The sequence below is a fragment of the Mariniradius sediminis genome (assembly GCF_021491425.1).
Taxonomy (GTDB): domain Bacteria; phylum Bacteroidota; class Bacteroidia; order Cytophagales; family Cyclobacteriaceae; genus Mariniradius; species Mariniradius saccharolyticus.
This window is the reverse complement of record NZ_JAKEVZ010000001.1, coordinates 19,482-41,799: the sequence shown is the minus strand read 5'-3', so window position 1 is coordinate 41,799 and position 22,318 is coordinate 19,482. Positions and strand designations below refer to the sequence as shown.

Here is a 22,318-nt window from a genome sequence, read left to right as displayed (position 1 = left end):
GGCTTGAATTGAATTCCTTTGAAAAAAACACCTCATTTCACCCAGATTATGACTAGAAAGAATTGGATTTTTACAGCTTCAGTGATCTCCCTAGCGGCGGTATTTTCAGTTTATATTTTCCCAAAAAAGTCTTCTGAACAAGAGATTGTTTCCGAACAACCGCTCCCCGAAATCGTCGAACAGGAAGAGTTGGTATACGGCATCAATGTCAAGGGTTTGGACGTAGTAGAAGGCGTGGTCGGAAAAAACCAGACCCTCGCGAGCATTTTGGCTCCATTCAATGTGCCCTACCAAATCATCGACGAGATTGCCCGAAAATCCAAAGATATTTTCGATGTCAGGAAAATCGCCTTCAACAAAAAATTCACCATTCTTACAGACAAAGACAGCTCGCTTGCGCAGTTTTTCATCTATGAGCCAAATCCGGCAGAGTTTGTGGTTTTCAAGTTGGATGAGGGGGAAGTTTACAAAGAAGAAAGGCCGGTGGAGTGGAGAAAGGTCGAGCTCGGTGGTGAAATCTCCAGCAATCTCTATGTCAACATGACGGAATTGGGCATCAGCCCGGATTTGATTGACCAGTTTGCTGATCTATACGGCTGGGTAGTAGATTTCCAAAGACTTCAGAAAGGCGACAAGTTCAAGGTGGTGTTCTCAGAGAAGGTGGTCGAAGGTCAGGTCATCGGCATCGGTGATATCGAAACTGCCTACTTCGAGCACATGGGCGAACCATTTCACGCGATTCCTTTCGAGCAAAACGGAGAAAAGTCGTTTTTCGACCAAAATGGGAACAGCTTTAAGAAGGCCTTCCTTAGAGATCCTCTAAAGTACACCCGCATCAGTTCCCGCTACAACCTCAATCGGTTCCATCCAGTGCAAAAGCGCTACAAAGCACATTTGGGTACAGACTACGCTGCTCCGACCGGAACTGAAATCAGGTCTGTGGGAGATGGGACAGTAGTCGAAGCAAGGTATACCAGCGCCAATGGAAACTTTGTGAAAATCAAACACAACGGAACCTACACTACCCAATACCTCCATATGTCCAAAATTGCCTCAGGCATGAAACCTGGTGCTCGTGTGAAACAAGGGCAGGTAATAGGGTTTGTCGGCAGTACAGGTTTAGCCACAGGCCCACACCTTTGCTTCCGCTTCTGGAAAAATGGGAAGCAGGAGGACTGGTTGAAGGAAAAAATCCCACCTTCTGATCCGATTTCAAAAGATAACCGTCTGGCTTTTGACCAGGTCAAGATGGAGAAAATGCAGCAAATCGCCGCAATCCCATATTCCAAAGCTGATGGGGCCCTGTTGGCAAAGAACACGATTCAATAGTCGTTTTTACATTACCAAAAGGAAAGCATTTCGGAAACGGGATGCTTTTTTTGTTCCCCCATAGCCAAAGCCTGCGGCCTTTCCAGTGAAATAGTATAATCAAGCGCCAACTTGGGCGTATCCTTTTTTGATGCAGACTTGTTACTTGGATTCATCTTCGTTTGGACATAAAAAAAGGACCTCCCAGAAGGAGGCCATTTTTACTTATCTATCTCGCAAGTTGAAAAAATAAACTCTTACATATCTTTAGTTTCCTTTTAGGATCAGTTCCGTCCTTCTGTTTTCCTGATGCATGGCTTCGGTACAGGCTTTTGTGCCACAATCATGTATCGGTCTCGACTTTCCAAACCATTCATATTGCAGTCTCGATGCATCCACTCCCTGCCTGACCAAATAGTCCATCACTGCTTTTGCACGCCTTTCCGCCAACTTCATATTGTATGCTTCATTTCCCCTTTGGTCCGTGTGACCTGCCAGGTAAAGTTGCAGATTTTCCTTCGTTTTCATGACATAGCTAACGCGATCCAAGTCCGTCTGGTGCTGCGGTCTGATCGCAGCCCTATCGAAATCGAAGTAGATATTCGGAACCGTGATCAATTCCTTTGACAACAAATCCGTCAAGGGGCTTAAATCACAAGGATCTTCCAACTCAAATCCACTAGGCAAACTGTACTGCTTGTTCTTGTCCGAGAAAGCCTCCAAAGTCAGCTCGCTGCGACGGTTTTGTTGGTGCAGATTTTCCGGACATGGCTTACCATCCCCACAATCATTCACCGGCTGCTCTTCACCAAACCAAGCAAGCGTTATTCGCTCAGGTGCAATTCCCTTGGCTAAAAGGAAATCACTGACTGCCTTCGCCCTTTTTTCACTTAATTTTTTGTTGTACTCATCCGTGGCACGTGCATCCGTATGGGATCCCACTTTCAAACTCAGAAAATCATGCTTCAACATCAGGTCAGCCAATTTTTCCAAGATATCCTCCGCCTGAGTTTTGAGGTAAGATTTGTCGAGATCGTAATACACGATGTCCGACCAAACCTGTAAACCATAAGGAATCCGCGTCAAACGGTACTCCCGCCGAAGCGTATCACCCTCAAGTCCGATTGTAGTCAAAGAACTATCCTGGATGGAAAAGAATCCGGGCTTGGAAATTTGAAGCCAAAAATCCTGCTCAGGCTCCAAGTCCGCGGATATTTCACCATTTCCCATTCTGCGGGTTTCAACAATTTGTCGGGTATTTGCCTGACCTAACCTAACATCGAGATCCTCTGCAACTATCACCCCGTCACAATCCAAAACTTTGGCCAACAAAATTTTGTAAAGGTCCTGAATGAAATAGATATCATCCATACCCAAACCACCTTCCCGATCTGAACTCAAATACCTTTTCCCATCCGACGCAACGTAGAAAGCGAAATCATCACGCGTAGAATTGAAGGGAACACCCAAATTTTGGACATCTGAAAATACTCCCCCGCTCTGGTCTGCACTGAAAATATCCATTCCGCCCACACCCGGATGACCTTTTGAGGAAAAGTAAAGTTTTCCTGCCTTAATAAATGGATGACTTTCGTCTTCCAGGGTGTTAACGCCAAGACCCAAATTGACAGGTGATCCAAAATTCAGGTCTTGGTCAAAAGTTACGTAATATAAGTCAAATCCACCAACACCGCCCGCCATATCCGAAGCAAAATAAATTCTGCCTGCTTGCTCGTCTACAAAGGGATTTTGTATCCCATGTACCGTGAAGTTGTTGAAGGGAAACGGCTTGCTTCCCGAAATCTGTCCATTGTCTCCAAATGTTCCGAAAAAGATTTCCGGTTGGATTGTGTATGCCCGTTTCTTTTTGATCTTCCTGACATCTCTTAGTACAGTGTAGAATAACAAGCCCTTACTCGGCATCGGCGCGAAGTCAGCCACATGGGCAGCATCGGCCAAGTCTGATTGCAGGGTTGTTGCTTCACCATTTTCACGTTGTTGATAGATTTGGAAGAAAGGACGCTCATTGAAGTTACTTTTATCCCCACTTGGCAAGCTGCTCTTCGCATCTAATCGTATGCCCTTTTTCTGGGTCGGAGTGATGGTCCCCCGATCGCTTGAGAAATACTTCGTGCCGCTTTCATCCAATTTCAGCCCTTGATCGGAACCATCAGAGTTTACTCCATCGACGGGAAGCAAGGCCACCCTTGCCGTTCCTGCTTGGAGCTTTCTGATCAAATCAAAATCCAACTCTGGGAAATCCGCCTCAGTGAATCCAGATTTGGACAAGATATCCTCAACTTCGGAAAGTTTGCCGAGCTTCAAAGCAGCTTGAAGGTAGGCTGAATAATCGGTCCGCTCGGCCTCAGCGAATGCCACTGTTTTTTCCCACCATTCGAAAGAATTGTTGTAGTCCTGAATCGTTGTATATGCCTGGGCCGCATTTTTGGCCGTGGTATATTTTGGTTTTCTCTGATATGCCTGGGTGTACACCTCAGCCGCATGGGCGTAATTTTCAAGTCCAAGCTGCTTGTCGGCATATTTGAGCAGGCGGTTTTGGCCTAGGACCGGTGAAACCATCCAAGTACACAGAAGTGAAAAAATCAGAACGTATTTTTTCATGCTTAAAACCATCTTGGATTTTTCATTGTCACCTTCCTTGGCGTTAGATAGTACCCTACCGAAAACTCATGGGAATTATTCCTAGCATTTTGGAGTACATTGAGGTTTTGGTCGTAGGCATATCCCACCCTCAGACTCTCTGTAGCAAAAACCTCCACAATAAAGGCGATCGCATTTCTTCTACTCAAAGAGCTTTCCAAATCATCATTTCCGACATGCATATTGGTCCTGTAGGATGCGCCGACCCAGATTCGTTCAGAAAAAAGCACCATGCCGTTCAGGTCGACATTTGTTGGTGATCCTTTTACTTCCTTGATCAGAAATGAGGGCTTGATCTGAATTGCGTCCGTAATGGGGAAAATTCCGCCCGCTGTCAAGAAAATATGGAAGTCATGCATCGAAAGCGCTATATCCTCCCGCTCGAGTGTATTACGGCCGATCAAATTAAAGGCACTCAATCCACCATAAAACCGATTGTTGTGGAAAAACAAACCCATGTTCATGTTCGGGGTAAACATATTGGTAATTCCTTCGGGAATCAAAATATCACCCTCATCTATTGGATTCATTTTGTCACTGTTGAGCTGGTATTCCGAAACCCCCGCACTCGCACCGAGTGCCAGATACGAATCGTGACCCGTCTGTATTCTATAGGAATAAGTCAAAAGTCCGGTCGTCGTCCTCGTCGGGCCCAATTGGTCTGTCAAGATCGAAGCCCCAAAACCCATCATTCCCTCATTCGCACTCAAGTCCGCCGTGACCGTAAAGGTCTGTGGTGCACCCGGGAAATTCATCCATTGCTTTCTGAACGTACTTTGTATGTAGCCTTGGTTTTTGTACCCCGCATATCCTGGGTTGATGTGCAATCCATTGAAGATATACTGGCTGAATTGCGGCAATTGTTGCGCAGAAGCTGACAAGGCAGTCATCGCCACCACAACCAAGCTGAAGTAAATGTGAATTGCTGATTTTTTCATCCCCTCTATCGATTAATCTTTGATGACTTGAATCCAACCTTTGAACTCTTGAACCTGACCATTGCTGTCAGTACCACGTAACACGAAGAAATAGGTCCCTGCTACCAATCCATCAGCCGTCCAATTGTTGTCGTAGTTTCTTTGCTCGTACACGTGGTCTCCGTACCTGTTGAGGATCACAATCTCGTTGGATGCAAACTTATTCAAGCCTTGGATAACAAATCTGTCGTTTTTACCATCATTGTTTGGCGTGATCACATTTGGTATAAAGAACTGTTTCACGGTGTTTACATCTTCAGCGGTATTATCTTCCGGATTTACATCGTTTTCTTCTGCCTCTACATTTACCCGGTTGACGATTGTATTGGAAGCAGAACCATTAAGCTGATTGGCTTTAACTTTTACATAGATTGTCACGATCGCGCTTGCGGGCATTGAAGGTATCGTGTATTTCAATGTCGATCCTGAGAGCTCTTGGTTGACCTGAATTCCGTTCGGATTGCTTTCAAACCTGCTGCTGACATAGGTCACGCCACCTGGTAGTTTGTCTTCGACGACCACATTGGTTGCGGGCGTTCCGCCGACGTTTCTGACCAGGATCTCATATTCAAACTCATCTCCCTCAAAAATCTCCACACCGTTGGAAGTCTTTGTCACACTCAAGTCCACATCAGAGCTTACCAATCGGAACGTTATGATGGCGTCGTCGGTATTGGTTGGATTCAAGGCTTCTGACAGGACATATCTCAGTCGGTATTCCCTTGCCTCGTTGAGGCCAGGAATCAAGCTCAACTCGCCCTTTTCATCCAGAATCAATCCGAGGATACCATCCAAGTCAACGATCTCAAAGTTGACATCTTCCCAATTGACGGCCTTGCCATCCAATAGGTCATTGGCAAGGATATTACCCAACACGCCTCCGTACACTACCGGGAATTCACCGAAATTATCATCATTCGCAATGATTTCTTTTTTACCTGCATTGACAGTCGCTGTGTCGGTATTTTCGACTGTGTCTCCTTTTGAATCTTCAGCGGTGACAAACACGGTATTCAAAACTGAACCCCTTTCGATATCTTCCAAAGTGACTGTGTAGTTAGTCTGGAAGGTCACGGACTGTCCAGGTGTTAATTTTTCGATAGGCTCTTCCAAGCCAGTCAAAGGATCTTTGACGAGAACGTTGGTAAGGGTCGTATTTCCCGTATTGGTTACTGTAATTGTGTAGGTTACAACTTGACCCACCGCTGTGAATTCGGTAACGTTCGCAGTTTTCTCCACCGCAATTGCACTATTGAATTCAGCTGGAACTTCCACACTTCCTTCTTCCTCGAGCTCTCCTGCTGTAGCAACCGCGACGTTGAGGATGCCGCCGGCATCTATATCAGCTTGGCTGACGGTGTAGGAAGTTATGATGTTGGAAATAGCGCCCGGGGCAAGGCTCACAATCGTAGAATCCAAATCCGTCAAAGGATCACGGACCACAATTCCGAACAGTGTGACATCTCCTGTATTTGTGATAGTCAATGTATAAGTTATCACCTCACCGACTTGGCTCACTGTGCTCTTGTCCGCTACCTTGACAATGCTGATTCCGGGGTTGGTAACAAAAACCTGTACATCGTCATCGGAAGCAGAAACTTCATCACCATTCACGGTACCCGAAATGGTTGCCACGTTGGTAAAAGAACCTGCGTCAATATCATCCTGTGTCAAAATATGCTCAGCGGAAAAAGTGGTGCTGTCAGTTTCACCTGGACCAAGAATCGCGAGTGGACCTCCAACGACAGTAACTATAGGGTCAGTCAAAGTGATGTTCTCAACTGGTACAGTGCCTGTATTTTTGATAATAAAGGTGTAGGCAATTTTGTCCCCGACGTTGGTCTTTCCATTTTCATCGACATCAACAAGCGAGCCCTTTTTCTCCAACTCAAGCCCGCAGGTATTTACTGAGATAGTCACGAGAGCCCTTTTTCCAAGGCAGTCAGCAGATGGACCTTCGGCAACCCAAACTTGGGTTGTTCCAAGGACAGAACCATCAACAGTGAAGTCTTCCAAGGCCTCTCCACCTGTTTCGGAAGCAAAGAAAAACACGGTGAATGCTTCCTCGCTATCAGCGTTACTTGCGTGAATAAGATTCTTGAGTGATGGAATGGTCGCTCCTTGGCAGAAAGTCAAGCCAAATCCTTGTGGAACATTGGGAACTGTATTGACATTGGTCACGTGCAACCTAAATTCATACACACAGTTGCTGGAATTTGCAGGGATCGCATAGTAGGTGCCGCTGATTGCAGGGAATGGGTTTTCCTCTGTAATTTCCTGATCACGGGTCCGATCTGGTCCTTTAAAGAACCGAACGCCCACAGGGAATGATCTTCTAATTTCACTCAAGGGCACACCAGCTTCGGAATCAACGTTGCAAAAGTTAAAGTCCCGGAAAAGTTCTGTTTCTGAGCAGTTCTCCAGAACCCACTCTGAAGCTCCGGAGATCTTCACTACGATGGCCTCCTGAATCGGCTCACCTGCGCAGGCACCATCCAAGAATCCTTGTGTCAAAGAGATTCCGTCGAAAGGCGTTTGGGAAACCCCACCTTTTCCTGAAATCAAGCCATTTACTGAAACGAATGGATCGCAATCGACCTCAGATAGTATAAAACAATCTTCCGTTGTCTTGAGGGTGTAGAACAACTTGGCCAAAACTGTATTCAGATCTTCGGCCAAAGGCAACTCTCCCAATTCCCAAACTATCGCACCTGTTGCTCCCAAGTTTGGATCAAAATAAGGAGCTTTGGCAGTTGTCGGTTCAAAGTAAATCTCATGTCTAGCACTCACAAATGTGGCGGTAAACGGAATCGGAATGATGACTTTACCGTCTTGCACATGCTCCGTTCCCAAATTTTTGATCTCCAGGGAATATGCAATCTCTTGGCCAGGCTGAGCTGTTAGTTCGGTACCTGGAGTTTCGCCATTGATGGCTTCTATTTGATTGAATCCTTGGATTTCGGGAACATAAGCATCTACAGCAAAAGCAATGGTGTAGATATTGTAGGTATCCTCGTTGGAACCGTATCTAAAAGTTGTCGAAGTCTGACCATTGGCGATAATGGAGTTATCCGGGTTAGGCACGTTCCACATCGCAATGTCGATTCCGGTGCTGTTGTCCAAAAACGGATTACGTGGATTGTCTACCAAGTTGTTGTTTTCATCCAACACGGGTGTATAAATGGATGAATTGAAAAAGTTATTCGGGCTGTTAAGTGCATGCTGTAGTCTTACCCATTCGGTATTGGCAGCATTTCTGACTTCGAAGAAATCCCCGCTCAGTCCCCTATCGCCTTCACCGACCATCACACCAAGCTTAAGGTTCACAGCACCATTGTCTGCTGCCTGAAATCCACTGATTACAAACTCCTGACTTACCGGTTCGGCTTCGAAAGTGGGCCTCATATAAGAATAGCCATCAAAAATGGTCACATCCCTCCAGTTCATCTTGGAGTTTTCGTAAACCACGATGATGCCCCAATGACCGAAGTATCCAACTGCACCGCCATTGCCTTCCACCAAGGCTAAGTCGGCTACGGTGTATTCGCCGATACCATGTAGTTTGACATATTGTGTAATGTCCGCATAGCCTGCGTACATTTCTTGGAGCTCATTGACCGGGAAAAGAATTTGATTATTTGAAGCTGAAACTGTGGAATAGGAATCGGCTCCTGGGCCTTTGATTTTCACTTTGGCTTTATCCAAAGTGACTTTGTTCTCAACGATTGGATAAAATATCCCTTCGACGGTGATTCTGGCAGAAAAATCCTCAGTCTGAAAATCAGCGGTAACTCCTTCTGTCCTGGTATTTCTTTGGAACTGATCAATCTTGATGGTCATGCTGCCATCTTGGATCACAATAGGTTCGAAAGTTGAAGTTCTCAGCGAACCATTGATCGCTGTGGTTTGGTTGGGAATCGAGGTGTAGGAACCTGAAGTACCGACCCTGTACCTGACGGGATTGTTGTTGTTATTGGAAAATTGAAACTGGTAGGTATCGCCTCCTTTTTTGGAAATAAAAGAATAACGTGGATATCGGGATCCTTCAGCACCATTTCTATCGATCACCAATGTGTAATGGGTATTGGGCAAATCGAACGAGTGGTACACCACATGGTCCTGTTTTTCGACTTGGATGGGTTCGCCATCCCTTGTGCTCGCTACCACTTCAAACGTCTGACCGATTCCAGGCTTTGCACGGCCCGACCAGTACAATCCCGCATAAATAATCTCTGAACAATTCGGGTCGGCGCCGTTTTCACGGGAAAACACCAAGGTGGACGAAGATGAGTTTACAGTTCTTTCGTCATTGTCCACGTCTACGTAGACCATGGTATTGTTGGAGTTGTCCACCCTGTTTTCATAGTCCAACAAAGTCATGCTGGTATTTCCTATGATGGTGAAGTCACCCTTGATCTTAAAAATGTTATTCTGTGGCGCTGGATTGCCAACACGATGCTTGAAAGGAACCCGATTCACTTGTTGGCCAAATGCACCTGATACGAGCATAAATTGGGCTACAAGCAGGATAGCGAAAAAACCGAATTTTTTGACGGAATTTGTATAAAGCGTTTTCATGGGATTTCGTGTTTAGTGTTAAAAATTGGAGACTACCTGAAACAATAAAACGATATCGCCATCTTCATACCCCGAGACCATGGCGCTTACTTCAGAAGGCGTCAGGTCCACTTGGGATTGAATGAAAACATATTGCAAATTTATGAAAGAGGCCAAAGTGCTTGGGTTTAACCTTACCCGTCCTTTTTCATCAGCATTTTCAAGATTGATTTGGAGGAATTTCACCGCACGGTTTTGTGAACTTTCACCCTTCAGAATTGTGAGTGACACAACGTCGGTGACAAGTTTCTGGGCATTTTGAGGTGCATCAGCGACTATCATGCCTTGCTTCCAAGTCGCAGTGGGCACATTGTCGAAAACAAAACCCCTGATGACTTCAGAGTTGTTGGAGTTTTCTTCCTCAAGAAATTTTCCTAGTTCAACAGCATCCTGTGCAAAAACAAATACTGGAATTGCCAAGAACAGCACAGACAATACAAAAATCTTTAGGAGGGTTTTTTGTAGAGACACTGAATCCGCGAGATAGTTAGAGTTCATCATGACTTGATGTAATTAAGGATCAAAATGGGTGGCCTAGTTGAGATAGATTAGAGCCGTTAACTTTAAATGGATGACAAAGGGTGTTGTCTAAGCATTTATTTGCACCAAAAATACACTTAATTGTTTTTTATTTCCAAACGTTTTACAAAAAAAAATTCATGAAATGCATTTTTTTGCATTTATCCTGACTTTAAATTTTTAGTCAACAATTAGATTAATCAATTATATTTTTGCAATAAAAAAAGGGCTTTTTAGCCCTTTTTAACTTTTGAAAGTTTTTCTTTTTTTAATTGCTGAAGGTATTCTTTGATAACCCGCAGCCGCTGATTGTCTCCCAGAAATAGTTGAGGAACAATCCTGTCCAAGCTCCACTGCATATGCTACTGAATTAAGGTGATACTGCTCAAACGGTTTTTCCGTGGATTTGGTTATTTCGGCACATTGTTAGAAATTGATTTCAAATCCAAAAAACCATGTTACTCAACCAGGAAATCGATTTATTGGAATCCAAAATCGGTAAGCTCTTCGATTTACAGAAAAGGCATTCCATATCATTGCGGAAAAGTACGGTTCATGAGCGCTTGGGCCACATCAAGCGGCTCCGAGAATGGGTGGTGTCCCACAAGGAGGATATCCAAAAGGCGCTCTTTGCCGACTATCGCAAGCCTTACACCGAGACCGATATCACGGAGATTTATCCGGTTCTATCTGAAGCCAAACATTATATCAACAATTTGGCCCATTGGATGAAGTCCAAGCGGATGCCCACCCCCCTCACCTTTTTGGGTACCAAGGCACAAGTCCACTATGAACCAAAAGGCGCCAGTCTTATCATCGCTCCGTGGAATTATCCATTCAATCTAGCCATCGGTCCGCTCGTTGCTGCCCTGGGTGCGGGGTGTACCGCTATCGTCAAACCTTCCGAAATGACTCCCCATACTTCGGCATTGATCAGGAGGATGGTGGGCGAACTGTTTGATGAGCGATTGGTCACCGTGGTAGAAGGCGGCGTGGAGGCTAGTCAAGTTCTTTTGTCAAAGCCATTTGACCACATATTTTTTACAGGCAGTCCCGCTGTCGGCAAAATCGTCATGAAAGCCGCCGCCGAGCACCTGACTTCCGTTACCTTGGAACTTGGAGGAAAGTCACCGGCCATTATTGCGGAAGATACTGACCTGAAAGATGCTGCGGAGAAAATTGCTGCTACCAAGTTTCTCAATTGTGGCCAAACTTGTGTTGCGCCGGATTATGCCCTCATTCACCATTCCAAATGTGATCCTTTTCTGCAATATGTGCGGGAAGCGATAGATAAGATGTTCAAAAGTGGCAAAAAGGGCGTCGAGAAAAGCCCTGACTATTCACGCATTGTGAATGAAAGGCACTTCAACCGAATCATGCACCTGCTTCAGGACGCCAATGGAAAAGGGGGAAAAATTGAAATCGGGGGAAAAAGTATTCCCGAGGAGAATTTCTTGGAGCCCACGGTCCTAGTTGACGTAAATCCGGATATGCTGGTCATGCAGGAGGAAATTTTTGGGCCAATTCTACCCGTAATGGTGTACGAAAACTTGGAACAAGCCTTGGCCTTGGTCAACGAAATGCCAAAACCTTTGGCTCTCTATGCATTCGCCGACAGTTCCCGGACGATTCGTCATATCTTTGAACAGACCTCCTCAGGCGCTTCCGTAGCCAATGATTGTGCGTTACATTTCTTGCATCCTGAGCTTCCCTTTGGCGGAGTCAACAATTCCGGTATCGGTAAATCGCATGGGGTTTTCGGATTTCTGGAGTTTTCCAACCAGAAAGCTGTCTTGGAACAAAGGGTTGGCTTCACCGCAGCGAAGCCACTTTTCCCACCATACAATATGGCCAAGAAAAAGATGATCGAGGGATTGTTGAAATGGTTCTGATGAAAACAGGCGGCATCCCTTTCAAGATTCTGTTGTACCTCACTCTATCAATGGGTATGATTAACCAGGCTATGGCCCAAGGGCGCACAAGGGATTTTGGCATCCGCATTGGCATATTGCCAACGGGCAGCCAAAACGCCATCACCGATGTCGCAGGCATCAAAGTGGGGCATTTGACAAAAATCGAAGGAACCAATATCCGAACCGGTGTCACGGCTATTCTTCCGCACGGAGAGAATCTTTTCCAAGAAAAGTTACCTGCCGCTGTCTTCGTCGGCAATGGCTTTGGAAAGCTGGCGGGTGTCACCCAAATCGAGGAACTCGGCAACCTAGAGTCTCCCATTATCCTGACCAATACACTGAGCGTCGCTGCAGGCATCACAGGGATAGTGAGCTACACGCTCTCCCAATCCGGAAATGAAAACGTCCAATCAGTCAACGCAGTCGTTGGCGAAACGAATGACGGATACCTGAACGATATCCGCGGAAGAAGTATCACCGAAGCCGATATCTTGACTGCCATCCATAGCGCTTCGTCGGGACCCATAGCCGAGGGGAATGTAGGCGCAGGTACGGGCACGGTCTGCTTCGGATTCAAAGGCGGGATAGGAACTGCTTCCCGGCAAATCCCTGCCTCCTTAGGTGGCTACACGGTCGGCGTCTTGGTCCAAAGCAATTTTGGAGGTGTGCTGCAAATCGATGGGGTTCCAGTAGGCGTCGAATTGGGACAATACTCATTTTCAGAGCACATCACCTCAGCTGATGGTTCTTGCATGATCATCGTCGCCACCGATGCGCCTGTATTGGAAAGAAACCTGAAACGGATGGCACAGCGGGCCATGATGGGCCTCGCCAAAACGGGCGGTATCGCATCCAACGGTTCGGGTGATTATGTCATTGCGTTTTCGACTTTTGGAAAAAACCGTATCCCGCACCAAAACCCCACACTCAAAGCCCTCCATCATGAAGAGCTGGCGAATGAGGACATGAGCGCACTTTTCCTTGCGGTCATAGAAGCAACGGAGGAAGCTATCATCAATTCACTGTTTGCCGCGCAGGATATGGAGGGAAAAGATGGAAGAAAAATCAATGCCCTTCCCAAAGAAAAAGTCCTCGAAATCATGCGGAAATATGGGAGGATTGAGTAGTTTCAATCGTTGAAAACAACTGACAAACACAAGTTATGAGAATATTATTGGTCATCCTGTTTGGACTAGTAAGTGGGAAAGTCTCTTCACAGACTAATCCGGATTCGTATTCTGCATTCAAGTTAACTTCCGAAGAAGCAACAGTGTTGAATTCGGTTTTTCTTAGGGAAAGACAAGATTTTGATTTCAATGGGAAAATCGTCGCTTTTTCAGGTGGAGTGCATGGTAGTCAGCTGGAGGAGAAAACACCTTTTTTTGATAGATACGTTAACCCAATAATTGAAGTCGAAGGCAAAAAAATAATAGGTTTGATCGTTTTTAGCCCTGACGAAAAATCTAATTCAGGTGGCTTTGATGCTGTGGTATTATCGCCAGTGAAGATTTTTACAAAGAGTGATAGAGAGAGATTAATTTCTTTATTAAGTGAGCAAGTAAAAACAAAATCTGAATTCTGAGAATAATGCTGTTTTTATAGATGTAGTTATTTGTAACATCCTTTGACGGAGGGGGGACTTGAACAAGTATCGTCCCAATTACAAATCATCCAACTCCCCCAAGTACTTCTCTGCCTGATCGAGTATTGCCTGTCGGTCCTTCATTTTCTCCCAAGTCCTGTACATCATTCCAATCCGGGGATTGGTGGCAAGCTTATCGGCATGCCGATGGTAAAAATGCCAATAGAGGCTGTTGAAAGGACAGGCGCGGTCTCCAGTTTTCTTGGTTTTGTTATAGAAACAGGAGCTGCAGTAATCCCCCATTTTGTCGATATAGTTGGCGGAGGAAACATAAGGCTTGGTACCAACGATGCCCCCATCCGCAAATTGGCTCATGCCCCGGGTGTTGGTAATCTCGACCCATTCGATAGCGTCGATGTAGATGCCCAAGTACCATTCGTCCACAGCATCGGGGTGGATTCCCGCCAACAACGCGAAATTTCCCGTCACCATCAGCCGTTGGATATGGTGCGCATAGGCATGCTTTAGCGATTGCCCAATGGCATGGCGCAGGCAGTTCATTTTGGTCTTTCCGGTCCAGAAAAAATCAGGCAGTGGACGCTCGTGCGCAAAGTAATTTAGCCCTTTGTACTCCGGCATTTTGGCCCAATAGACGCCGCGCATGTATTCCCTCCAACCAATAATCTGCCTGATGAATCCCTCCACCTGCGCTATCCCAATGCTGTCCTGGTGCCGATACCAATATTTCTCCACGTATTCTACGACTTCGAGTGGGGAAATCATCTTCGTATTGAGTCCAAAACTCAGCCGGCTGTGAAAAAGAAACGGATCCTGCCTGAGCATCGCGTCCTGGTATTCCCCAAAATGCGGGAGCAGCTTTTCGCAGAAATATTCCAACATAACAAGACACTCCTGCCGTGTGACAGGCCAGGGGAAGTTTGTAGGGTCGATTTTCCCGATTGTTTTTATGCCTTGTTGCTCGATCATTGTCAGGATATCGGAAACGTCCCTTGGGAAGGTCTTGGCTTCCTTGAGCAAAAGTGGGTCTTTGAGCTTGTTCCTGTTGTCACGGTCATAATTCCACTGACCTGTCAACGGCTGCGAACCGTCCATGAGGATTTGGTATTTTTTGCGCATTTCCCGGTAAAAGCTCTCCATGAGGTAGGTCTTTTTTCCCTTGAAAAAATCCGCCAGAAATCCCCGCTCAGTCAAAAAATGCTCCGTATCGTAGGCTTTTGATGGAATTTCCAGTTGGCTGCAAAATGCGACAAGCTGTTGGTCCAACCGATATTCGTCCGGAAGTTGGTATTCGAACCGCTCGATTTTCTGCTGAGCAATGATCCAATTCAGGTTGGCCGTAAGGCTTTCCTGCTGTTCGGGATGGTCGAGTGGCCAATACAAAACCATGTGGCCCTGTTCCCGAAGTTCCCTGGTAAACTCCCGCATCGCTGCGAAAAAACCCACAACCTTTTGGATATGGTGCCGGACGTAATCGGTCTCCTGCCGCATTTCCATCAGGAGATAGAGCACGTCGCCGCTCTTTTCAGAAAACCAGGAATGTCGGGAATTGAGTTGGTCGCCAAGGATAAGGCGCAGGGTTTTGGCCATGTTGCATTGGATCTTCCAACATGGAAAAGCATTTGCAAGCCAATTTGTTTAGCGTATCAAGGTCAGCGTACCGGATTCTTGGACCGTTTCCCCGGCATCCGTTACCAAACTGATCTTGAATACATAGCTCCCGGAGGGTGCTTCCTGACCCATCACACGGCCGTCCCAGCCAATTCTTTCGGATTGGGAACTCGAAAAAATCAACTCACCCCAAGTGTTGAATATATCCATGCGGAAAAATGAGTAAGCTTTCAACTTGGGCTCAAAGGTATCGTTGAGACCGTCGCCGTTTGGAGTGAAGGCATTTGGAATCAAGATAACTTCGCTGGATTCCTGTACGCTGATTTTCTCTTTCTGCACAGATGAACAACCAAAAATGTCATAGCCTTTGAGCACGATCTCAAACTGTCCCGGAGTTTCGTAGACGTGTATGGGGTCTTTTTCACGAGAAACCGTACCGTCGCCGAAATCCCATTCCCAAGCGATGAATTCCTCGGATGCCAAGCTTTCGAACTGGAGCGGATCCAAGACTTCGATTTCAGTTCCGTTGACCTTACGGAGTTTTTTGTATTCAAATGCCAAACGATCTGCGGAAAGTACCTGCCCGTAGTTGACGGATTTGGTTTCGGTTACTTTACAGCCATTGGCATCTGTGATTTCTACGCTGATTTCATTTTCTTCCAAAAACTCGATCTCATTGCCGGTTTGCTTTCCGTTGAGCCATTTGATCGTGTAGGGGGCCTTACCGCCTTGGACACTGACCCAGGCTACACCTTTGGCCTCGCCACTGCTGCAATCCACGTCCAGCATCGTCTCTATGCGGGCCTGTAGTTTTTCGGGGGCACTGATTTCAATGGACTTTTCGATGCTGCAGCCATCGGCGTCGTTCACCGTGACCACATACAATCCGGCGGACAATCCAGCCAAATCCTGTGTTGTTGCGCCATTGCTCCAAGAGAAAGTGTAAGGGGCTTTTCCACCCTGCACCTCCAGATTGACATAGCCATCAGCCGACTCGGCACAGGAAAGATCAAGACTGGCTTCTGCGCTGACTTCCATTGCTGCAAATGCATCGATCGTATAGGACTTGGAAACTGTGCAGCCATTGGCGTCTTTGACGGTCAGTTCATAACTGCCTGCTTCCAAGCCTTCGATTTTTTCGGTGGTTTTTCCATTGGACCAAAGGAAAGAGAATGGCGCTTTTCCCCCAGCTATGCTGACAGAGATGGAAGCTTTTTCCTGGCTGCAGGAGATCGGCACGATGTCTTCTTTGATCGTCATACCCTCCGCGCCCGCGGGTATTTCGAACGAGAGCGTTTGAAAACACTGGTAAAAATCGGAGACTTTTACGGAGTATGTGCCCGGTGCGAGGTCTGTGGCTTCGAGGGCATTTTTCAAACCATGGCTCCACTCGATCGTGTAGGGCTCTCCGCGGCCGAATTTGATATTGATGCTCGCTTTGCCATTGGGTGTATTGCCGCAGGAGGCGGGCTGGATGTCCTTCATTTCGACGATAAGCGGAAAGGGCGGCTGCACCACAATCCGTTCCATGATTCCATTTCCTTTGCTGTCTTTTACCCAAACGGTATAGGTACCGGCGTTGAGATTGTAGCGATTTTGAACGGTTTGGAGGTTGTTCCATTTGAAGGTATAGGGAGGAAATCCCCCAAGCACGTTGAGGATGATATGGCCTTTGTCGGAGGAACTGCACAGCGCCAACTTACCCGAAACGATAAGGGTCATACCCGTTTCGCCGTCACCGTAGGAAAAAGTCTTGGAAACCCGGTACTGGTGTGCAAACTCCGAAAATGGGTTCCTGTAGCCCGGCGCCGAAATTTCTTTCTCTTCGATCCTTTGGGCCAATGAAAAATGGGCAAAAAGCTGAATCAGCATTCCAACAACAAGAATCCGATATGTTTGCCTGGCCATTTTCATGGATTTTCAGCAGCCGAATACCTCTTTGCACCAAGTTTTTTTGCCCTTGAAGGACAAAAAAGTGTTTTTGGTGAAATGAAATATTATTTTATGCTTTTTGAAATAAACAAAATGATATTAATGAAGAGAGATAGATTTGATTAATAAAAGGTATTTTATTCCAAAAAAGCAAGCGAGAGGGGATTGGAAAATAGAAAGATTGAAAGATTGAAAAATTGGAAAATCTGGAAATCGGTTTTCTACCGGGAGCGGTTTTCACAAAAAAATCCCCCGAGCCCAGAATCACTGGAATTACAAGCTCGGGGGTTTGAATTGAGGCAGCTTGGATTATTGCACACGCACCAATGGTGCAGGCTTCCATGTGCCGTTCATGGCTTCTTCTTTTGGCCAATACAAACGCATAACCAAAACAAAAGGCCCTTTTGGAGCGGGAAGCCAATTGGACTCCTTGTCTTTACCGGGAGATTCATGTTGGATATAGATCGTGATGCTGTCGTCAGCGTTGCGCTTGAGGTTTGGCAGCATCGGCGAATTGATCAAATAGCGGTTCAGCGGATTGGCAACCAGCAAGCTGGCTGGCAATTCATACATAGTAACCGACCAAAAAGAATTCACCGGGGGCAATTCATCGGCCTTCATCGTTAGGGTATACTTGTTGGTCGTGGCATCCAGGCGCTGTCCATCAGCATCGGTCTGATAAATGGGATAGAGAGCTTCCTCTTTCGAATTGCCATAAATCCCCAATACCGCCCCTGCGAATCGGCGCAGGTAGTTGTTTTGCAAGTATTCCCTTGTACCAAATACATCCCCGCTGTTGAGTTTCCCGGTTTTGATCTCCTCAATGTTGAATGTTTCGAATTCCTTCCAGGCATCTTGGATACCTGCAGCCACAGCCTTCTTGATCTCAGGAGAAAGAGTTCCAGGCTCAAAGGTTTGACCCGGCACTACACCGATTTTGGCAAAGCGTTCGAATAGTTCCTTTTCGGAAGCATGCACTGTGCAGAATTGCAGCCAAAAATTCAGCTGGTTGAAAAAGAGCAGGCTGGACCTTTGTTCCTCCCTGCCGAGGGGCTTCAGGAACTCGATGGCTGCAGGTTGGCTGGGCGTTGGCTGGCCGAGGTAGGCGGAAAGCGGCTGTATGAGGTAGCCAGACTGGATTTTGGCTACATTTTCCAAATCTTCCGGCGCAAAAAGCTGTGTCCTGAAAAAGGCAAACACGAGGTTGGTTTCCGTCTGGATGACCTCATCAAAACCCTCCGGTTTTTCCCCCTTCCAATCCGGGCCTATGAAAAGGAATTTTCCTCCCTTATTGCCGGTGGTCCGGCTACCGATGTAGTGAAAATTATGCGTAAATCCATCGACCATCTGCACCGAAAAATAACGTCCCTCTTCAATTTCAGGAATCGAAATCACGACCGGTTCGGCCCTTAGATCAAGTGCGCCCATGGAATAAGGCGTGTCTGAATTCGGTGTTTGGATTGCACGGTCTTCGGATGTGTAAACTTTGGGTATGTTTTTGATTTGATTGAAATGTGCTTTGAATTCCGGATCTGATTCATCCACAAAGTAGGAATAGAATATCCGATAGTGGTCCACGAGTGGATTGCCATAGATATAGGCTTCCTTGGCGATGGCACGGGCTTCTTCTGGTGTGACTGATTTCTCTTTTGGCGCACATTGAGCAAGGAGCCAAAGTGACAAAAATGCAGCCAAGAAAGGATTGTTTTTCAGGGTTTTCATTTGAAATATTTTAAATGTAAAGATCGAAATTGATGTTTGGATTTCCGTCTTTTTCTTGGTGTCAATTCCGGCTATCATACTTGCAGAAGGCAATTATAATCCAACGATTTATACCCGCAAACAACAACTGATTCGCAGAACCAAAACAAATCGTGCTGGCTACCAAGCCACATATCACATCCCAACCTATAAATCTGTGAAAAAGAATTCTGTGATACTAAACGCCACCGTACAATATTAGACCAGAGGCTTGAATCAATGGAAAAAGTCCCGATAGATCCAAAAATAACAGTGGATATTCGGCCAATAATTGGGCGGCTGCAGAGCGTGTCTGCAAAGGTTCTAGTGGAAGTTAAGGACTTTGAAGCCGGTAAACGCTTCCGACATATTTATCTGGCTGGAGAGTTGGTGAAAAAGCAAATCCAAAAAAAGACGGCTGAAAAACCCACAATGCATTCTCTAAGGTCAAGATGATATCCAGTTCAAAAGTCCCATTCATTTCCCCCTGGTTACCGTATTGCGGGGAAATGCGGGTAGGTTTGCCGTCGGCCACGGTAGGAAAATTCATCAGAAGTACCGGCAAACTTCCCAAATTTGAGTTCGATACTTGTAAACAAAAGGGGTATAGCAGATTCTTATTTACGAGCTGGCTTCAGTCCTCGAGGGGTTTTTACATGTTGTTGACTCGGACAGCTCTGCGTTTTTTCCTGTTTTTTGGAGGAGTGCGTGTTGGGAAGAGTCTTTGAGGCAGGATCGTAGGAAGAAATGAAATTGCTTGTGTATACCCATTTCCAGATTTCACTGGAGTTTCATAAACTCACTCATGATGATAAGGCTCATTCCTGAGGATGGTAAACGCCCTGTAGAGCTGCTCGACAAAAAATACCCGCACCATCTGATGGGAAAAGGTCATTTTGGAAAGGGATAACTTTCCATTGGCGCGTTGATACACGGCTTCAGAAAACCCGTACGGCCCGCCGACAACAAAGACCAATTGCTTCAGCCCTGTATTCATTTTTTTCTGGAGAAAATCGGAAAACTCCACCGAACCTATTTGTTTGCCCCTTTCATCCAACAGTACCAACTCATCCGCAGGAAGGACTTTCTTCAGAATCAATTCGCCTTCTTTTTCCTTTTGGTCGGTCTCACTCAGATTTTTGGCCTGCTTGATATCGGGAATGATATCCAGTTCAAACCGAATATAATGTCCCAAACGCTTCATGTACTCATCCAAGAGCTGCTGAATGGCAGAATGGTCTGTCTTTCCGATCGCGATCAGTTTGATTTGCATACTGCGAAGGTAATGGATGGGAAGCAAGCTGAATTTTTTTTCCCAAAAAATGCGTATCAACGGATTAATACTTGAGATGAAAAGCCCCATTATAGGTATCAAAAATTTTTAACAATTTTTTATAACTAATTGAAAAACAAACACATGTATAAATTGATTCTGTATCCATAAACCAAATTTCAACACCACATGAAAAAATTACCGATTGTATTTGCCATGGTCATGTTAATGGTGACCTCATCTTTCACAGCCAACAAGAATGCCAGCTTGCATGCTGATGCTGACATCGTTGACTTAGCCGTGAAGACCGAATTTCTGTCCACACTCGTAGCCGCTGTCAAGGCGGGGGATTTAGCAGGTGTCTTGAAAGGTGAGGGACCTTTCACTGTATTTGCACCCACAAACGAGGCGTTTGCAAAGTTGCCTGCTGGAACCGTAGAAAACCTGCTGAAGCCTGAAAACAAGGCGCAGCTTGTGAAGGTGCTGACCTACCACGTTGTTCCTGGAAAAGTTTATTCAAAGGACTTGAAGAATGGTATGAAGGCGAAGACGGTACAAGGCTCCGAGGTGACGATCACGCTTCAAGGCGGAAAAGCAATGGTGAACAAAGCCAACGTCACTACTGCTGATATCGAAGCTTCCAATGGTGTAGTCCACGTAATTGATGCCGTTATCCTTCCTCCGATGTAATCCAAGGCAATTGGAAATGAAAAGGGCTCTTTCTGTTGAAGGAGCCCTTTTTTTTATGCCAAATAGCCTTTTCGTTTCAATATCGCTTCCACGAATTTCTTTTCATTTTCCGTATTGAAGATCTTGAAAGGCAAGTGTATAAATTGTGCCTTGGAAATGGTTAATACAAATGCGTCTTTGGTGACTTCGGCCTTTTTGATCATATCCCATTTGATAGGCATTCCTTGGGTAGCGTTGAGTTTCATCAGGATTTGACGGCTATCAATTTCATAGGACATCTTTTCAAATATGGCCTTGTTCTGCTCCATTTGGCTGACTCCGGCAAACTGGATTAGCCAAAACAGCCAATACAGCAAGTAAGCCAAAATCGCCATGCTGATCCACCACCAAGACGGAATCCAAAAGTATCCACAGGCAATTGCCAAGGCGATCAATGCCACCCACCATTGTTCCTTGAGGATATTGGTAAGCCCAAGTTTGATGTAGGTTTTGGATTCGAGTTGGTATTTTTTAGTCTTAACAATCATCGGTCGAAAATTTCAGTGGGCAAATATCCGATTATGTGCCTGATTTCACAAATGAATCCCAAAAGCAAATGAGAAAATCGAAAATTCTCAAATCAATTTTTTCCCTGAAAAGTTAATCCATTGACTTCTACATGGTTTTGTAGTAAATTATCCGAAAATTGTTTCAGTATGAGTAGCTTGGTGGTGGATCTTATTTTGGTTGGGTTGGCCTATGTGGTGCTGATTTATTTTATCGCCACCTTGACCAGGAATAAACTTAGCCGCAACAAAGGCAGCAACGATGATGGAGATGGTGGTGTGGAGGATTTTACTCCGCCAAAAATCGACCTGCCGCCGGGCGTAATTTGGCCGTCTGATGCCCCAAGGAAAAAAACACCCAGAAAACCTGTTGAGGTTTGATCAATTGCACTTGTCGCAGATTCCCTGTACCAATAGGCTTACCTCTTTATTGATGTAGCCTGCGGGCAGCACGATTTTTGGCAATTGTACTTCATCGATACAGATTGTCTTGCCGCATTTTTCGCATTTGAAATGCACATGTTCGTGATCGTGGGAATGTCCACCTGTGTGGCTATGGCTGCAAAGTGCATACTTCGTGGCACCGCTATCGTCAAGCACTTTGTGAATCAGGTCACTTTCCAAAAAAGTCTTCAAAGTCCGATAGATGGTCACGCGATCAAAGTCAGCGTTGAGTTTTTCCTCCAAATCCGCATGGGAAAGCGCCGCCTGCATTTTCAGGAATATTTTCAAAACTTCCTTTCGGCAGTCGGTGATACGCAGCTTGTGTTCTTGGAGGATTTGGGTTGGGTTTTGTGCCATGATCTAAACGTGAAACCGTGTAAAAATAAATATAATTCTCTAACCGCGAACGAACTGGCAAACTGCTCAACGGAAATGATGGCCTGCCGATGGAAATACTTCCAGACAAACGCAATTTCACCTGATAAACT

At 45.8% G+C, this 22,318-nt stretch carries 16 protein-coding genes; 6 read left to right on the top strand and 10 right to left on the bottom strand.

The features are described from left to right. The first annotated feature begins 48 nt into the window (after positions 1-48). Positions 49-1,329, top strand: a complete 1,281-nt coding sequence (locus L0U89_RS00160; protein ID WP_234859671.1) for a peptidoglycan DD-metalloendopeptidase family protein — start codon at positions 49-51, stop codon at positions 1,327-1,329. 246 nt (positions 1,330-1,575) lie between these two features. Here L0U89_RS00160 and L0U89_RS00155 read toward each other — a convergent pair whose 3' ends face one another. The 4 genes from L0U89_RS00155 to L0U89_RS00140 are packed head-to-tail and all read right to left on the bottom strand — an operon-like array spanning position 1,576 to position 10,064. Continuing rightward, a complete protein-coding gene (locus tag L0U89_RS00155; RefSeq protein WP_234859670.1) occupies positions 1,576-3,930 on the bottom strand; it encodes an OmpA family protein in 2,355 nt (784 codons plus the stop codon). Between the two features lie 2 nt (positions 3,931-3,932). Then, positions 3,933-4,907, bottom strand: a complete 975-nt coding sequence (locus L0U89_RS00150) for a PorP/SprF family type IX secretion system membrane protein (protein WP_234859669.1) — start codon at positions 4,905-4,907, stop codon at positions 3,933-3,935. Positions 4,908-4,919: 12 nt separating this feature from the next. Further along, positions 4,920-9,524 carry a CLIPPER-2 domain-containing protein gene (locus L0U89_RS00145; RefSeq protein WP_234859668.1) on the bottom strand — a complete coding sequence of 1,535 codons (4,605 nt, stop codon included), beginning with the start codon at positions 9,522-9,524 and terminating at the stop codon, positions 4,920-4,922. 18 nt (positions 9,525-9,542) lie between these two features. Further along, complete coding sequence (locus L0U89_RS00140) at positions 9,543-10,064, bottom strand: hypothetical protein (protein WP_234859667.1); 522 nt, start codon at positions 10,062-10,064, stop codon at positions 9,543-9,545. A gap of 473 nt (positions 10,065-10,537) precedes the next feature. Here L0U89_RS00140 and L0U89_RS00135 point away from each other — a divergent pair, with 473 nt between their 5' ends. The 3 genes from L0U89_RS00135 to L0U89_RS00125 are packed head-to-tail and all read left to right on the top strand — an operon-like array spanning position 10,538 to position 13,577. Next, positions 10,538-11,974 (top strand): aldehyde dehydrogenase family protein, encoded by a 1,437-nt coding sequence (locus tag L0U89_RS00135; protein ID WP_234859666.1) that lies wholly within the window; start codon positions 10,538-10,540, stop codon positions 11,972-11,974. Positions 11,975-12,024: 50 nt separating this feature from the next. Beyond that, complete coding sequence (locus tag L0U89_RS00130) at positions 12,025-13,122, top strand: DmpA family aminopeptidase (RefSeq protein ID WP_439651526.1); 1,098 nt, start codon at positions 12,025-12,027, stop codon at positions 13,120-13,122. A gap of 35 nt (positions 13,123-13,157) precedes the next feature. Beyond that, positions 13,158-13,577: a DUF8192 domain-containing protein gene (locus tag L0U89_RS00125; protein WP_234859664.1), complete on the top strand. Its 420-nt coding sequence runs from the start codon at positions 13,158-13,160 to the stop codon at positions 13,575-13,577. A 78-nt stretch (positions 13,578-13,655) separates the two neighbouring features. On the opposite strand, the gene L0U89_RS00120 is transcribed toward L0U89_RS00125, so the two are convergent. The 4 genes from L0U89_RS00120 to rlmH form a co-directional block, all read right to left on the bottom strand. Continuing rightward, on the bottom strand, positions 13,656-15,185 hold the full coding sequence (locus tag L0U89_RS00120) for a cryptochrome/photolyase family protein (protein ID WP_234859663.1): 1,530 nt from the start codon (positions 15,183-15,185) through the stop codon (positions 13,656-13,658). A 48-nt stretch (positions 15,186-15,233) separates the two neighbouring features. Beyond that, positions 15,234-17,114 (bottom strand): T9SS type B sorting domain-containing protein, encoded by a 1,881-nt coding sequence (locus L0U89_RS00115; RefSeq protein ID WP_234859662.1) that lies wholly within the window; start codon positions 17,112-17,114, stop codon positions 15,234-15,236. 333 nt (positions 17,115-17,447) lie between these two features. Next, on the bottom strand, positions 17,448-18,860 hold the full coding sequence (locus L0U89_RS00110) for a DUF1254 domain-containing protein (protein ID WP_234859661.1): 1,413 nt from the start codon (positions 18,858-18,860) through the stop codon (positions 17,448-17,450). Between the two features lie 817 nt (positions 18,861-19,677). Continuing rightward, positions 19,678-20,151, bottom strand: coding sequence for a 23S rRNA (pseudouridine(1915)-N(3))-methyltransferase RlmH (rlmH, locus tag L0U89_RS00105; RefSeq protein WP_234859660.1), 474 nt, complete (start codon positions 20,149-20,151; stop codon positions 19,678-19,680). A 189-nt stretch (positions 20,152-20,340) separates the two neighbouring features. Here rlmH and L0U89_RS00100 point away from each other — a divergent pair, with 189 nt between their 5' ends. Beyond that, positions 20,341-20,841, top strand: coding sequence for a fasciclin domain-containing protein (locus tag L0U89_RS00100; RefSeq protein ID WP_234859659.1), 501 nt, complete (start codon positions 20,341-20,343; stop codon positions 20,839-20,841). Between the two features lie 53 nt (positions 20,842-20,894). On the opposite strand, the gene L0U89_RS00095 is transcribed toward L0U89_RS00100, so the two are convergent. Further along, positions 20,895-21,368 carry a YcxB family protein gene (locus tag L0U89_RS00095; protein ID WP_234859658.1) on the bottom strand — a complete coding sequence of 158 codons (474 nt, stop codon included), beginning with the start codon at positions 21,366-21,368 and terminating at the stop codon, positions 20,895-20,897. 168 nt (positions 21,369-21,536) lie between these two features. On the opposite strand from L0U89_RS00095, the gene L0U89_RS00090 reads away from it, so the two are divergent. After that, entirely contained in the window at positions 21,537-21,767 is a 231-nt protein-coding gene (locus L0U89_RS00090) for a hypothetical protein (protein ID WP_008624941.1), read from the top strand. Here the strand turns inward: L0U89_RS00090 and L0U89_RS00085 are convergent, their stop codons facing one another. Continuing rightward, positions 21,768-22,187 (bottom strand): Fur family transcriptional regulator, encoded by a 420-nt coding sequence (locus L0U89_RS00085; protein WP_234859657.1) that lies wholly within the window; start codon positions 22,185-22,187, stop codon positions 21,768-21,770. Between the last annotated feature and the right edge of the window lie 131 nt (positions 22,188-22,318).